Source organism: Oceanobacillus aidingensis, assembly GCF_042654105.1.
Taxonomy (GTDB): domain Bacteria; phylum Bacillota; class Bacilli; order Bacillales; family Amphibacillaceae; genus Oceanobacillus; species Oceanobacillus oncorhynchi.
On the sequence record NZ_JBHSFT010000002.1, the window covers coordinates 147004 to 162191 of the forward strand.

The 15188-nt window shown below is 38.7% G+C and carries 17 protein-coding genes; 11 read left to right on the forward strand and 6 right to left on the reverse strand.

Annotated elements, in window-relative coordinates:
* Positions 1-46: 46 nt before the first annotated feature.
* Positions 47-988 (forward strand): AEC family transporter, encoded by a 942-nt coding sequence (locus tag ACFO3P_RS03260; RefSeq protein ID WP_256705688.1) that lies wholly within the window; start codon positions 47-49, stop codon positions 986-988.
* 206 nt (positions 989-1194) lie between these two features.
* Here the strand turns inward: ACFO3P_RS03260 and ACFO3P_RS03265 are convergent, their stop codons facing one another.
* From ACFO3P_RS03265 to ACFO3P_RS03290, 6 genes are all read right to left on the reverse strand, one after another.
* Entirely contained in the window at positions 1195-1716 is a 522-nt protein-coding gene (locus ACFO3P_RS03265; protein WP_042531873.1) for a VOC family protein, read from the reverse strand.
* Positions 1717-1866: 150 nt separating this feature from the next.
* Positions 1867-2709: an aldo/keto reductase gene (locus tag ACFO3P_RS03270; RefSeq protein WP_042531875.1), complete on the reverse strand. Its 843-nt coding sequence runs from the start codon at positions 2707-2709 to the stop codon at positions 1867-1869.
* A 116-nt stretch (positions 2710-2825) separates the two neighbouring features.
* Positions 2826-3218 carry a DUF3592 domain-containing protein gene (locus ACFO3P_RS03275; RefSeq protein ID WP_042531877.1) on the reverse strand — a complete coding sequence of 131 codons (393 nt, stop codon included), beginning with the start codon at positions 3216-3218 and terminating at the stop codon, positions 2826-2828.
* A 202-nt stretch (positions 3219-3420) separates the two neighbouring features.
* On the reverse strand, positions 3421-3852 hold the full coding sequence (locus ACFO3P_RS03280) for a VOC family protein (protein WP_042531879.1): 432 nt from the start codon (positions 3850-3852) through the stop codon (positions 3421-3423).
* 12 nt (positions 3853-3864) lie between these two features.
* The gene (locus tag ACFO3P_RS03285) at positions 3865-4212 is read right to left on the reverse strand and encodes a nuclear transport factor 2 family protein (RefSeq protein ID WP_139089059.1); all 348 of its coding nucleotides are present in this window, start codon (positions 4210-4212) and stop codon (positions 3865-3867) included.
* Positions 4213-4296: 84 nt separating this feature from the next.
* A complete protein-coding gene (locus tag ACFO3P_RS03290) occupies positions 4297-5082 on the reverse strand; it encodes a helix-turn-helix transcriptional regulator (protein WP_042531883.1) in 786 nt (261 codons plus the stop codon).
* 249 nt (positions 5083-5331) lie between these two features.
* Here ACFO3P_RS03290 and ACFO3P_RS03295 point away from each other — a divergent pair, with 249 nt between their 5' ends.
* The 10 genes from ACFO3P_RS03295 to ACFO3P_RS03340 all read left to right on the forward strand — a co-directional run bounded on the left by ACFO3P_RS03295 (position 5332) and on the right by ACFO3P_RS03340 (position 15151).
* Entirely contained in the window at positions 5332-5454 is a 123-nt protein-coding gene (locus ACFO3P_RS03295; RefSeq protein ID WP_281422721.1) for an RAxF-45 family protein, read from the forward strand.
* 107 nt (positions 5455-5561) lie between these two features.
* On the forward strand, positions 5562-7466 hold the full coding sequence (gene abc-f / locus ACFO3P_RS03300) for a ribosomal protection-like ABC-F family protein (RefSeq protein ID WP_281422720.1): 1905 nt from the start codon (positions 5562-5564) through the stop codon (positions 7464-7466).
* 212 nt (positions 7467-7678) lie between these two features.
* Positions 7679-8869 (forward strand): AI-2E family transporter, encoded by a 1191-nt coding sequence (locus ACFO3P_RS03305; protein WP_139089061.1) that lies wholly within the window; start codon positions 7679-7681, stop codon positions 8867-8869.
* A gap of 537 nt (positions 8870-9406) precedes the next feature.
* On the forward strand, positions 9407-10216 hold the full coding sequence (locus tag ACFO3P_RS03310; protein ID WP_212928654.1) for an MIP/aquaporin family protein: 810 nt from the start codon (positions 9407-9409) through the stop codon (positions 10214-10216).
* Positions 10217-10319: 103 nt separating this feature from the next.
* The gene (gene glpK, locus ACFO3P_RS03315; protein ID WP_042531888.1) at positions 10320-11822 is read left to right on the forward strand and encodes a glycerol kinase GlpK; all 1503 of its coding nucleotides are present in this window, start codon (positions 10320-10322) and stop codon (positions 11820-11822) included.
* Positions 11823-12297: 475 nt separating this feature from the next.
* Positions 12298-12594: a YfzA family protein gene (locus ACFO3P_RS03320; protein WP_042531891.1), complete on the forward strand. Its 297-nt coding sequence runs from the start codon at positions 12298-12300 to the stop codon at positions 12592-12594.
* A gap of 158 nt (positions 12595-12752) precedes the next feature.
* Positions 12753-13124, forward strand: a complete 372-nt coding sequence (locus ACFO3P_RS03325; protein ID WP_042531893.1) for a GntR family transcriptional regulator — start codon at positions 12753-12755, stop codon at positions 13122-13124.
* Positions 13125-13129: 5 nt separating this feature from the next.
* Positions 13130-13999 (forward strand): ABC transporter ATP-binding protein, encoded by an 870-nt coding sequence (locus ACFO3P_RS03330; RefSeq protein WP_212928653.1) that lies wholly within the window; start codon positions 13130-13132, stop codon positions 13997-13999.
* On the forward strand, positions 13992-14603 hold the full coding sequence (locus tag ACFO3P_RS03335; protein WP_212928652.1) for an ABC-2 transporter permease: 612 nt from the start codon (positions 13992-13994) through the stop codon (positions 14601-14603). Before ACFO3P_RS03330 ends, ACFO3P_RS03335 begins: the two co-directional genes overlap by 8 nt.
* A 320-nt stretch (positions 14604-14923) precedes the next feature.
* Entirely contained in the window at positions 14924-15151 is a 228-nt protein-coding gene (locus ACFO3P_RS03340) for a YfzA family protein (RefSeq protein WP_212928651.1), read from the forward strand.
* The last annotated feature ends 37 nt before the right edge of the window (positions 15152-15188 follow it).

Sequence of the window (15188 nt, forward strand, 5' to 3'; positions counted from 1 at the left end):
AGATGAATAATCTGTAACGATACGTTAAAGAGGAAGGCGGAGGGGCATGGATACTTTATTTACACTAGCGTATGAAATTGGTTCGCTTTATATTATTGTCGCCATCGGGTGGATAATCAGACGTAAGGGACTGATTTCTGAACAGGGTCAGCGTTCATTCACGACCTTATTATTATATATTGCTTTACCTTGTCTAATAATTAGTTCTATGCATATGCCCTTCCAATATGAACAAGCTTATGGCGCCCTTATTATGTTCGTCCTTTCCATCTATATCATGGGAGGGACCCTTTTTGTAAGCAGGTTTATCACGAAAAAACTAACGCTGCCGGTGAACCGAAGCGCTGTATTCGAAAATGTAATTTTATTTGGGAATCAAGGGTTTATCGGCATGGTGATTATCCTGCAGCTATTTGGGCAGGAGGGAGTCCTGTTCGCTTCGGTATTTAATCTGATTTATTATGTCCTGATGTGGACATATGCGATTTATATTATGAATCCAGAAGGACTTCCTGTTTCCAAAACGATGTTTATCTTAAAAAATCCCGGCTTTTTAGCAACGATAGCTGGTTTTATCTTATTTATTTTCCCTGTTCAGTTTCCGGCTTTTATCATGGATCCTATAGCTACTATTGGGCAAATGACAGTACCTTTATCCATGATTATGATTGGCATGATGATTTCCACCGTAACGTATGCCAAAGTCCTTGCCTATATGAAGGATATTTTTGTTTATATTGCTGTAATGATTCGATTGTTTATTTATCCCATTGTCTTTTTTTTGCCATTGCTGTTATTTAAGCTTCCATTTGAATTATTTATGATAGCATGTTTGCTTTCCGCGACGCCGAGTCCGGCAACAATAAGTATGTACGCACAAGTATATGGAGGAGATATGGAATTTTCGGCGGTAGTTGTCTTTTTCTCTACACTTCTTTCGGTTGTCAGTATTCCGATTGTTTATTTGGTGTTTTTGCTGTTGATTTAGTGGTGGTGAATAGAAAAGTTATGGTTTACTATTAAAGTTTGTGTTTATGGCTATGAATTTGATGAATAATACAGCCCAGAGATTTTATCACCTAACATAAAAAAGTTCCAATCCTTCTTTTTGATGACTGGAACTTTTTATGTTGTTTTATACCGGGCATGGTCTAGTTAAGTTGCTGCAAAAAGACTGGATATGTAAAAAGATTTTCACGGTGTAAATCTTTTTGCTTCACTATCTTCAGGATAATCCAATTGATTCGGATTATAGCTTATTAACTCAATCAGCATGCCCCATGGTGCACGGCCATAAACAAATTCTCCAGATCCGTTTTCTACATCCCCTAATAGCTCGCCAGGTTCTGTTAATAATTCGCCGCCTGCTTCCACAAAAGCGTCAGCTGACTGCTGGATATCATCAACATAGAATGCAACGTGCTGGACTCCAAAATCAGAGGCAATAACAGGTTCTCTTTGTTCGGTATCTTTAAAATGAAAAAGCTCTATGTTGGAACCATTGTCAAAAGAAAGAATCCGTATATGGATCACCTTCGCCCCATTTTTCAGACCTAACGTTTTTTCAACAGCTTCTCCCTGCTGCGGTTCGTCGCCTAATTTCTTATTATCGTAAGCAATTTTTGCATGGAAAGCTTTTTTGAAAAATGTTGTTGCTTCTTCAATATCTGGTACTGTAATTCCTATATGGTCAATACCGCGTGTCAAATTTGCCATGAGTTAGCCACTCCTTTATGAAATGAATAAATGGAAGTAAGAAATAAAAAGAGCTGCCGTACAATCGATTACCTCATTGCACAACAGCCTCCTTTCGTATAAGTGATTTCTTTATTTACAGGTGAAACTTGTCTTCTATTTTTTAATCTTTTAAAACTCTTCATAAACAGCCGGGTCTTGATCCTTCAAACGCCCATCTGTCTTGGTAAAATTGTTGATTATCGTCATCTCTTCATTACTTAATTCAAAGTCAAATATAGAAATATTTTCCTTCTGGCGGACTGGTGACGCTGATTTAGGGATTGCCACCGCTCCCAGCTGATAGTGCCAGCGGAGAATAATTTGTGAGATTGTTTTGTGATGCTTTTCAGCAATTTTTTGTAAGGTTTCATCCTGCAGGAGGTCGCTTGCTCTGGATAAAGGGCTCCAGGATTCTGTTACAATCTGATGGTCCGTATCCCATTTCAACTGCTCTGCCTGATTGAATCGCGGATGTAATTCAATTTGGTTCACAGTCGGCAAAATCCCTGTTTCTTTTTCAAGCCGCTCTAAATGTTCTGGTAAGAAGTTGCACACACCGATGGAACGGATATAACCAAATTTCTGTGCATCAATTAACGCTTGCCAGGCTTCCACATAGTTATCCTGAATGGGATTTGGCCAGTGAATCAAGTATAAATCATAATAATCCAGATTAGCGCGGAATAAGGATTCTTGAATCGTAACAATGGCATCATCATAATGATGATAACGTCCGGGAAGCTTTGATGTGATAACTAATTCTTCACGTGGTACGGAGCTACGACGTACGGCTTCTCCAACGGTAGCTTCATTTTCATAGTTGTACGCTGTATCGATCAAGCGGTAGCCATTTGTGATTGCCGTATTGATTGCTTGTGCGCCTTGCTGTCCTTTCAGCTTGTACGTACCAAAGCCGACAGCAGGAATTTGAACACCGTCATGTAATGTGATTTCTGGAATTTGATATGTCATCTGTATATACTCTCCCTTCGCTTATACTTAAAATCCTACCTGTCTGCTCCGGAAAATTCAAACAATTTGTCTTTACCGTTCAATCGTTTCCATCTATGTATTCGGCGGCGTTTGGTTTAAAGCATCCTGGCCAAATCGATGATAATAATCAAAGCTCCCAGCAAAAATAGAGAGAAGGCCATCCATTCTAAACGATGAAAACCTTTTAAAGCCACTCTTTTATCTGGTGCCTTCGGGTTAAAATAAGCCCAGCAATACATTCCCAAATACTTTCTGGGTATTACACCGTCTGTTGCAGTAAAAGTATCAATAGAGGTAACATAATACAGTTCGTCATTATATTCCAGTAAAACTCTATAATTGTAGGCGACGATGCTATAGCGGCCTTTCGCACCGCGGTTATATCCTACAATTTTTCCTTCTACTAATTCACCAGTTAAAACACTCTTTAATTTTAAGAAAATAACAAACAAAGCTGCAATGCAAAGCAATAAACCAATAAAAGCCAACGATTTCCCATCCTTTTTTCGTTTATTATAAATAGTATTTATCTGGTATTATTGCATTTTTCACCTGTTTTGAACAATATAAAATTTTATCCGGTAACCACTTTTTATCCGTTGTTTTTAAAATTTCTCCTTAAAGAAAAAACTCCTACCTGATAAAGGTAAGAGAAGGTGGAGATACATTTCATCTGCTTTAGAATCTAACTTACATGCATTCCTGCAGATTCGTTGATATTTGCCAGGTAATCCCGAATTTATCTTGCACCTGTCCATAAGCAGGGCTCCAATGTGTCTCTTGAAGCGGCATAAGCACCTTGCCTCCTTGCTGCAATTTCTCAAATGTATCTTTAGATTTGCCGGCGTCTTCTAATGTAACACAAACGTGGACCTGTGAACCCGTCTCAAGGGGCTGCCCTGGAAAAGTATCAGACAGCATAAAATACGTATTTCCTATTTGTATCTGGGCATGCAGGATACGGTTCTTTGCTTCAACCGGAAGAGCAAATTCCGGATTCTCAGGCAGGTCGCCAAATGTTTGTACCCCTAATACTTCAGCATCCAGTGCTTCTTTATAAAAATCGATTGCTTCTTTTCCGGTACCATCCATTGTTATATAAGCGTATACTCCTGCAGGCATCGTATTCTCCTCCTAGGTCTGTTTAATCATATAGGCAGTAAGGTTTTTTAATTTTTCATTCTCAAACGTATACCAGTCATTAAAATAATAAGTGACAGACCCATCTTCATCTGTAAACTGCATTTCACCCTCCACAACAGCTGTATTTCCTTCAATGAGTGTTCGGTAAACCTTATAGACATCTGCCTTATAACCGCGCATCGGCTCCATTTTTTCAATAAAAGCTGCTTTTCCTTCACTAATACCTTGACCAACTTCATTCATGATAATATCGTCTGCGGCTGCTTCAAAAATAAAATCAACTTCTCCGTTGGCGAAAGCAGTGTTAAACTTTTCCATTAATTGCCTAGTAACGGTCAATTTTCTTCACTCCTTTTCTCTTTTTTTTAGTATAGCAGCAGTTGTTTACACTGATTTCTTCTCGATTGCTCCATTTAAAATAATTTAATGTGAAATCGGTGACTGCTGCAGGAAATGTTTCATGAGTAATGGTAACGAAATAAGGATGGGCGGGTCTGTAATTTCCGGTTTTCTCATAATCAGGCGGGTTTCGGGCAGTGAACGTTTTCCATCAATACTGATGGGATAGGGATGGCGTGCACGTAATGTTTCTTGCGGGATAAGAATCTTTTTGGAATCCATTTCCCATGAAATAGCCGTTGCCATCAGAAAATAGGTGCCAACAGGAATATTCGTTAAATGAAAAGAATGAGAATGTATTAATAAGGTGCCGCGGACTGGCAGTCCTTCTGGAATCGGCTTTGGAAATAGCCCCGCCAGAATAATACCGTTGAATGGTTCATCTGTCTGAATCGATCCAGATAATTGGCGGGTAGAAGCAGTATGCATGGATGGAGGCTGCCATTTATTTTGCTTTAAATCAGTCATATATGCTTCCGGGTGCTGAAGAGAAGCACGAAAGGAGGCAGGTGTCATTCCAATACTTTTGGTAAAGCGTGTTGTAAAGGTACCGAGGCTTTGCTGGCCGATTTCAAGACCGATATCCCGGATAGGAAAAGCGGTGTCTAATAATAATGTCTTGGCAAGCTGCAAGCGTAAACTGGAAATAAAGTACATCGGTGATACGCCGATCTGCCGTTTAAACATACGGGAAAAATGAAATGGACTGTAAGCTGCTTCATCAGCAAGAACGTTGAGTGAGAGGTCCTGATCTAAATTCTGCTGAATAAATACAATGGAATCCTGAATGGTCTTATTTGGTGTCAGCATTTTTAAAAGCCTCCTTCTATTCTGAGTATAGCTGAAAATAAGAGAATATCTATACTAATATTAGAATTTTAAATTATTTTAAATGGTTAATCTAAATTTAATAAATTTCACAATGGATCCTGAACTGTGAAACAATACACTGGGAAAAGTTTGCATGGAGCACAAAAATTCTATATAATGAATATAATTTATGAGAGAAATGGAGGTGTAGAGATGTTTTTAGGGCTTGAGAAATCGTGCGGAGACTGGATGGAATTCTTATATTACTGCCGTGCGAAATTTGCGCTATTTGCTGCCTGCGGGATACGTCTGTCCTTTTTTAGCAATTTAATAGCAAATACGAAAGCAAAAAAGCATCTCTGCATCGGATAAAGTACGGTTATGTGAAATAAAGTGACGTCTGAAAGCACACAGAGAGGTACGCTCTTTGTGTGCTTTTTGCTGTCTTTATCTTCGGCAGAGAAGGTAAAGGGGAATAAATAATGATTTGTCAAATGAATCAGGTTAAGAAAATGTACGGAGGAAATATCATATTTGAAGATTTAACATTGGAAGTAAAAGAAAAGGAGCGAATCGGAATTGTCGGCAGGAATGGAGGCGGCAAGACGACACTGTTACGGTTAATGGCAGGAATTACAAAGCAGGACGAAGGAAATATTCATTGGAAAAAAGCGACGACCATCGGTTATTTAGAACAGATACCTCATCCGGGGGAAGGCATCAGTGTATTTGAAGTGCTAAAACAGTCTAATGAGGAAATAGTAGCTTTGGAAAAACAAATGAAGCATCTGGAGCAGGCGATGCAGAGCCCGGAATCAGAACAGGATATGACTGCAGCTATTAAGGCATATGGTGAAGCGCAGGAACGATTCACTGTGTTTGGCGGATATGAATTAGAGGCAAATATTGATCGGATTACGACGGGCTTGCACATTCATGATTTATTACAAATGCCTTTTGACCAAATCAGCGGCGGAGAAAAAACAAAGGTTGGCTTAGCGAAGATTCTTCTTCAGAATCCAGATTTACTATTACTGGATGAACCGACAAACCATTTAGACCTGCAGGCAGTGGAATGGCTTGGTGAATTTTTAAATAACTATAAGGGAACTGTGGTTGTCATCTCCCATGACCGCTATTTTCTCGATGAAGTCGTGGAGCGGATTTTAGATTTAGAGGATGGAGAGCTGGCTGTGTATCATACGAATTTCTCCGGTTATGTGAAGGAAAAGGAAGAGCGCCTGCTCCGGGAGTTTCAGGCCTATGAAGAACAACAGAAGAAAATCAAGAAAATGAAGGAAGCTATTAAGCGTTTGAAGGAGTGGGCGAACCGGGCCAATCCGCCCAATGAAGGACTGCATAAGCGGGCAAAAAATATGGAACGCGCGCTGGAGCGAATGGAAAAAATAGATAAGCCGGGGCTAAACCGAAAAAAGATGCAAATGGAATTAGACAGCTCGGATCGAAGCGGTAAAGATGTAGTTGTGATGACCGATGTGCGGAAGCAATTTGGAGAAAAACTGCTTTTTAATCATGTATCTATGCATATTCGTTATCAGGATCGTGTTGCCATTATTGGGGAAAATGGAACAGGAAAATCAACGCTGATTCAGCTGATGCTCGGCAATGTATCTCCAGATAGTGGAGAAGTCATGATTGGCAGCAATGTGAAATTTGGTTACCTGTCACAGCATGTATTTCATGATATTGACCCGAATCAGACGGTGCTTGAAACCTTTCGTGAAGCAATTTCCGTTACGGAGGGAAAGGCAAGACATATTCTGGCAAAGTTTCTTTTTTACGGAGAGCATGTTTTTCGTAAAGTTACACAATTGAGCGGCGGTGAAAAAATGCGTCTGCGCTTAGCACAGCTGATGCATCAGGACATCAATACGCTTATACTGGATGAACCGACGAACCATTTAGATATTGATTCCAGAGAAGTATTAGAGGAGACGTTGGAAGGGTTTGGAGGAAGTCTGATTGCTGTCAGCCATGACCGCTACTTTTTAGATAAACAATTTGATTATCTGTATTGGATAGAAAACAAACAAATATCAACGTATCTGGGGAATTATTCTTGGGCAAAGAAAAAACGGAAAGAACAATTATCGGAAAAGCAAGAAACGCTCTTTTCCTCTGACAAAAAAACAGATAAAAAAATGAAAAAATCGTATAGAACCATAGAAGACCCGTCAATAATGTTAGAGAAGCTGGAACAGCATATTGAAGCGTTAGAAGCGGAAATTTATGCGATAGAGCTGCGTATGGCAGGAATAGCTGATGCAGAAGAACTGCAAAGGTTACAAGAGCAGAAGGAAAATAAAGATAGTGAAAGACAACACGCCTATGAAAAGCTGGTAGTTTTAGAGAATGGGGATTAAGGCATGATGGCATTCATCAACCAATTCGGTGAATGCCTTTGATAAGATGAGGATGGGACCGGGATTACTCGCCCATCAAAAAACTTTTGCGTTTTATTCGCCTCCATGAAAAACGTTTACTAAAATTTTAACGTATCTAAATATGCAAAAAATGGTGAGCTGGGTAGAGATTCCTGTCAGTTTTTGCGATATAATAGGAGTAACTTAGAAATATGGGGAAAAGAGAAGGTGCTGCATTGAAATCCGTTAACGATAAAATAGATTTATTTAAACGTTTTTTCTTAAATAACCGCTTCGTTGTGTTTTTAGTCATTTTATTGTTGATTGGCTTAAACATACTTATTTTCACGCATATTTCCTTTGTATTCACACCATTTGTTGTACTTTTAAAAACCGTATTGCTGCCGATTATTTTATCAGCAATTTTATATTATTTATTAAATCCAATCGTTAATTATTTAGAAAAGAAAAATGTGAAGCGGATTTATTCTATCTTTATGCTGTATCTGGTTATTACTGGCATTTTAACGATTTTAATCATTTCTGTCTTTCCTTTTTTAAGAGAGCAGATTACAAGTTTCATAACAAGCCTGCCGCCGTTTATTTCAGATATTGAAAAAATGGTAAATAATTTTATTGGCGGGAATTTCATTAATCAATTTCAATTAGTAGAATATATTGATCTGCAAGGATTTGCTACACAGTTATCTGACCGTTCACTTGATTTAGTGAACAGCGCCTTTTCCAATATTGGCAGTGTAATCGGTGCCGTCACAGAGATTGTTTTAGCAATTGTCACGCTGCCATTCATCTTATTTTATCTATTGAAGGATGGGGAAAAGCTGCCACACTATTTTCTTGAATTTTTACCAGTCTCCATGAGAAAACCGACCTACGTGATTTTGAAAGAAATGAATCATCAAATCAGCAGTTTTATTCGCGGACAAATTATTGTTGCTTTCTGTATAGGTGTACTGATGTATATCGGATTTACCATCATTGGATTGGAATACGCGCCGGTGTTGGCGTTAATTGCTGCTTTTACAAATGTTGTTCCTTACCTCGGACCAGCAATTGCGATTACTCCAGCATTGATTGTTGCAGTTGTGACTTCTCCATTTATGGTAATCAAGCTGATTATTGTATGGACCATTGTACAGCTTATTGAAGGGAAATTTATTTCCCCGCAGATTATGGGAAGAAATCTCCGTGTGCATCCGATTACGATTATCTTTATTATTCTGACGGCTGGGAATTTATTTGGTGTCGTTGGTATTCTGTTAGCTGTCCCCGGCTACGCACTTCTTAAAGTATTTGTGACGCATGCCTTTGAGTTCTTTAAAATCCGCAGTCATTTATATGAAGCTGATTTGGAGTCAGACAATCGGGATGAAAAAGAGTAGCTGAAGGCAGTAATTTGCGTCAATTAAGAAATCTACAGGTATTGATGAATATAGAAATAAAAGTAAAAAACGTTCTTGCCTTTCTTCAAGGAAAGCAGGAGCGTTTTTAATTTATTGAATTAGGGTAAAATGAAAAGGAATACAAGTCTGTTGCTTAAAGGTTTCATAAAATGTGAATGGTTATTAAATTATAGGGAATCCTTATGAAATAAGATATTATACAGAAATGTATGATAGGAAGACGGAAAAGACCAATCAAAAGCGATTTACTTGGGACAAATGACGATAGCGTTTAATTAACATAATGATGATGCCTGCCAAATATAAAAATTGAAATTATTGACAGCGTTTTAATTTTGTTATAAGGTATTGGATGACAAGTTAAGGATTGTGTCGGAGATAAAGTTCACACAGTAAATCGTTTTTTTTCGTAAGAGAAGGGACGGTTGTATCTGTGTGGACTTTTTTATTTGTCATTTTTACTTCATACTTGTTGAAAATCAATAGAACATTCTATTTAACAAGGGGGATATAAACATGTCTGAATTTGCAGCTGAGTTGCTTGGGACAATGATTCTAATCATTTTAGGGGCAGGAGTTGTCGCTGGCACAGAATTAAAAAAATCGAAAGCTGCAGGCGCCGGCTGGGTATTGGTTACAATAGGCTGGGGTTTAGGTGTGACGATGGGAGTCTATGCGGCAGGGAATATCTCCGATGCCCATTTAAATCCTGCGGTAACATTAGGATTTGCTGCAATTGGCGAATTTCCTTGGGCAAAGGTGCCGGCATATATATCTGGTCAAATACTCGGAGCTATTATCGGCGCAATGATTGTTTACTTTCAGTATCTTCCACATTGGAGAGAAACGGAAGATAAAGGGGCGAAGCTGGGAGTATTTGCGACAGGTCCAGCTGTGAGAAGCTATCCATCCAATTTAGTAAGTGAGATAATCGGGACATTTGTTTTGGTTATGGGCTTATTATTTATTGGTGCAAACGAATTCACAGAAGGATTAAATCCGGCAGTTGTTGGTTTACTAATTGTTGCGATTGGGATGTCTCTGGGAGGACCGACCGGTTATGCAATCAACCCGGCCAGAGATTTGGGTCCAAGAATTGCACATGCTATTTTACCGATTACAGGCAAAGGCGGATCGGATTGGAGTTATTCACCGATACCTGTGATTGGTCCGATTATCGGCGGTGTATACGGTGCCATTTTCTATCATGCTTTTTTTGATGGAAATATGGGTGCAAGCTTTTGGATCATGTCTGCTGTAGTAGCCATTATTCTGGCAACAGCTTTTGTAACTGAACAGCATCGAGATAAGCATGCTGTCTCATAAATAAGAATAGAAGATAGCATTTTAGGGTATGCAATAAATGGAATCACTACGCCTGAACTTTTGGAACAGGTGAATTTTAAATGAATAAACGGAGGAAACAGGGATGGCAGAGAAATATATTCTTTCAATTGATCAAGGAACAACGAGTTCGCGTGCGATCTTATTTGATAATAAAGGGGCAATTATCGATACCGCACAAAAAGAATTTGAACAGTACTTTGAAAAACCAGGCTGGGTAGAGCATGATGCCAATGAGATTTGGACATCTGTATTAGGCTGTATCGCAGAAGTCTTAAATAAAACAGGTGTTGAAGCGAATCAAATAGAGGGGATTGGAATTACCAATCAGCGTGAGACCGCAATCGTGTGGGACAAAAACACGAAACGTCCAATTTATAAAGCGATTGTCTGGCAATCCCGTCAGACAGAGCCTATATGCAAGGAGTTAAGAGAACAAGGCTATGAGGACACATTCCGGGAGAAGACAGGACTCCTGATTGATCCGTATTTTTCAGGAACCAAGGTTAAATGGATTCTGGATAATGTAGAAGGTGCAAGAGAAAAAGCGGAGGCAGGAGACTTGTTATTTGGAACAGTTGATTCGTGGCTTATTTATAAGTTTTCAGGCGGACAAACTCATGTGACAGACTATTCTAATGCTGCCAGAACACTGATGTTTAATATCCATGATTTAGAATGGGACGAAGAACTGCTAGACATTTTAGATGTACCGAAATCGATGCTTCCAGAAGTACGTCCATCTTCTGAGGAATATACAAAAACCGTATCCTATCATTTCTTTGGAGAGGAAGTTCCGATTGCCGGCATTGCCGGTGATCAGCAGGCTGCTTTATTTGGGCAGGCTTGTTTTGAACAGGGAATGGCAAAAAATACGTATGGGACCGGCGGCTTCTTGCTAATGAATACAGGAGAAAAACCAGTTGAATCAAAAAATGGATTATTAACAACCATTGCCTGGGGCGTTGATGGAAAAGTAACCTATGCGTTAGAAGGAAGTATTTTTGTAGCTGGCTCTGCTATTCAATGGCTGCGGGACGGTTTAAGAATGATTGAATCAAGTCCGGAAAGTGAAGATTTTGCAACACGGGTCAAAACAACAGATGGTGTTTATGTCGTACCTGCTTTTGTTGGTTTAGGAACGCCATATTGGGATAGTGAAGCTCGCGGATCCGTATTTGGCTTGACAAGAGGAACAAAAAAAGAGCACTTTATCCGCGCGACATTAGAGTCACTGGCTTATCAGACCAGAGATGTGATGGAAGCGATGGCGACAGATTCAGATATTGAATTAAAAACCCTGCGCGTAGACGGAGGAGCTGTGAAAAATGATTTCTTAATGCAGTTCCAAAGCGATATTTTGGACGTCACTGTAGAACGCCCTGAAATTCAGGAGACAACCGCGCTTGGCTCCGCTTATCTGGCTGGGTTAGCTGTCGGCTTCTGGGAAAGCCAGGAGGAAATCGCGAAGCAATGGAAAGTAGAGAAAACATTCGAGGATAAAATGGATAATAATGAAAGTGAAAAATTATATAAAGGATGGCAAAAAGCTGTAGAGGCGACAAGAGTGTTTAAGCTGGAAGAATAGTTGCTGATGCAGGCAAAAGTAAGCGTAAGTGCTAATCGGCTCAGCAGAATATACTGCTGAGCTGCGGCCTTGCGAGATTATACGGATATAACCGTAATCACATTAACTTCCCCACAAAAGTTCAATCAATAAGAACATGAAACCTTTATTTCATCGTCTAAATCAGAAGGATGGAATCACCGTATTCCCACTATTGTATAATTCGTAACAAACGCCGGAATGACTAACTCTCCTGTAAAAATCCCCGAAAATTTAAGTATTTAACACGAGATATAATCATTAATTTGAGACCACGAGATTTCAGGAATCGTTTTGCTTGTAATGGTGTTTCATTTTTTTACAGCTTGAAAAAAAGAAATGTGAGGGCCAGGAGAATTCCTGGTCTTTTTCTATGGTTGAAAAAAGTATAAAAAGATGGTTTAATACGTGTATATTGTTTATATCGTATATATACACTGATAGAGGAAGTGTTCTAATGAAAAAAACGTCAAAACATAAAGCACTGGGCGACTGGTTAAATACTGTAGGTGTTTTGATTGGAATACAAATCTTGCTTGTTATTTTTGATGGGGCAGGATGGAGCCCGAATTTGCGTGATGATAATTCGCTTTTGATGCGAATTCGGGACAGTATCATGGAGTCAGCATGGTTTACCGATATTTTCAACTTTTACACATCTGATATCTATAATTTTATTACCCTTCTTAGTATAGTTATCATAGTGATGCAGACGGTTTTTCTGCTTTTTTCAAGTGTGTTGAAAAGAGACTGATTCATCATCATTTTTACTTATCCTGCAGCGAATAAAATTACTCTCTCCCAAATTTTCTAAATGAAACGACGTTCTTGGAGCTTAGCATTACGAGATTATCCAATACTTTTTGTATTGTGTATAATGAAGATATACAATCAGAAAAATGAGGTATAGACATGCAAATTATCATATCAAACAGCTCTAAAGAGCCGATTTATGAGCAGATATTAAAGCAAATTCAAACAGCAATTCTTTCAGGTGAACTGGCAGAAGGCGATGCATTGCCCTCCATCAGACAGCTGGCTAAGGATTTAAAAATAAGTGTTATTACAACAAAGCGGGCTTATGAAGAGTTGGAGAAGTCAGGGTTCATCTATTCCATTGTCGGAAAAGGTTCGTTTGTAGCGGAGCAAAATTTAGATGTTATCCGGGAGAAGAAATTAAGAGTGATTGAAGAGCAGCTGAGTGCGGTTATTTCGAATAGTAAGGAAATCGGATTGCCTTATGAAGAACTGCAGGAATTATTAAAGCTGTTGTATGAGGAGTGATGGGGATGGAAAATGTGATAGAGCTCCATGATGTTTCTAAATCGTTGAAAGCATTCACGATAGATCATATGGATTTACAGATAAAGCAAGGATATGTAACTGGATTTATTGGGGCGAATGGCGCCGGTAAATCAACGACGATGAAGCTCATTATGAATCTGCTGCAGCCGGATAATGGAGAAGTAAGTGTATTTGGACTGGATTATGCTAATCATGAAAAAGAAATAAAAGATCGCATCGGCTTTGTTTACGACAGCAATATATTTTATGAATCCTTGAACCTGAAGGATATCAGCAGGATTGTGGCACCTGCATACAAGCATTGGAACCAAAAGCAATTTAAAGCGTACGTGAACCAGTTTGAACTTCCTTTAAATAAGCCAATGAAGAAATTCTCCAAAGGAATGCAGATGAAAGCTTCCATTGCAATGGCTCTTTCGCATGATGCGGAGTTGATTGTTATGGACGAGCCGACAGCAGGGCTGGATCCGACATCTCGCAGGGAGCTATTAGATATTTTTCAGGAAGTAATGATAGACGGGAAAAGAACGATTCTCTTCTCGACACATATCACCAGCGATCTGGACCGGATTGCTGATTATATAGTTTTGATTGATGAAGGAGAAATTCTTTTTGATAAACCAGTTTATGAGCTGCAAGAACAATATGCGGTAGTGAAGGGAAGCACCGAATTGCTAGACGCAGATACGGAAGCTTATTTTATAAAAATAGAACGTTCTCCAAACGGTTTTCAGGCGTTGACAAAGGACGTAGCAACTGTAAAAGAAGTGTTTGGCAAGCATGTTGTGATTGAAGAAGCATCTTTAGAAGAAATCATGTTCTATATGAAAGGAGCAGACCACCCGTATGACTAATTTAATTAGAAGAGATTTGATTATACAGAAATCTCAGCTATATTTATTTATTCCATGTATTCTTTTCTTTATTTTTGCAGGAACCCATTTACCTGCCTTTTTCATTTTTGTATTTGCGGGATTTTTCATTCCGATAAATGCCTACTCATATGATGAAAAGGCAGAAACCAACATTTTGTTGAATTCATTACCGTATACACGCACGCAAATTATTGCTTCTAGGTATATTGGTGCGATTTTTTATATGGCAGTATCTATCGGCATAGCAATTGTCCTTTTTTCATTGTTTAATCGTGCTTTTACATGGGCGGATATTGGAATTGGGATAGGGATTACACTTACTTTGTTTGCAATTGCGTTTCCGTTGTTCTATCTATTGAAGCCGGGACATATTGGAACGGCGATTGTGATAGGATTTGTTTTGGTGGTTGTTTTAAGCCAGGTGACAATGACATTTTTAGAAGAGCATCTGACTTCCATTGTTCAATTTCTCTCCAGTGCGTCCACCCCTGCGCTTTATATAAGCAGTGCGGGTATCATTATCATGTTATATGCAGCTTCTTGGCTATTTAGCCAAATGATTTATCAGCGGAAAGCTTTTTAAAAATTATAGTAAATCTTGAAGAGATACGGATTAGAGATCTTAAGCATAAAGCTAAGGTCTCTTTTTTTTGCACTTTAGGAAAGTATAAAATTTTAGCGAAGAAGAATTTCGACGTAGTAAAAATTTTTAGGTACCAAGTATAAGCGTAACTAAGGCAATCTTACGCCTTTTAGGCTTGGCTTGCCAAGTTTTCTTTATGGAAAAATCATTTTAACTGTTGAAAAGATAATAAAAAGATGGTTTAATATTGTATATAGTGTAAATATAGTATATATACAATATTTAGTTATCATATAAGAATTATCTAAAGGGGAATTCGAATGACGGAGAAGGCTGAAAAAACAAAAGGAACAGGGAAACAAACGTTAATAACTATAGGAGGTTCTCTCCTTGCCCAAATTATTTTTATGCTTTTGGATGGAACTGGCTGGGAGCCAAAGGTTCGTGATACAGATTTCATCAACCGAATCTTAAACGCGAAGTTATTTACGGAGTATTTCCATTTTTATGATTATCCATTTTTAATTTCGCCACTTTTCTGTGTTTGATTTCGGTAATTTTATGTGTGTTTGCGGATATCTGGAG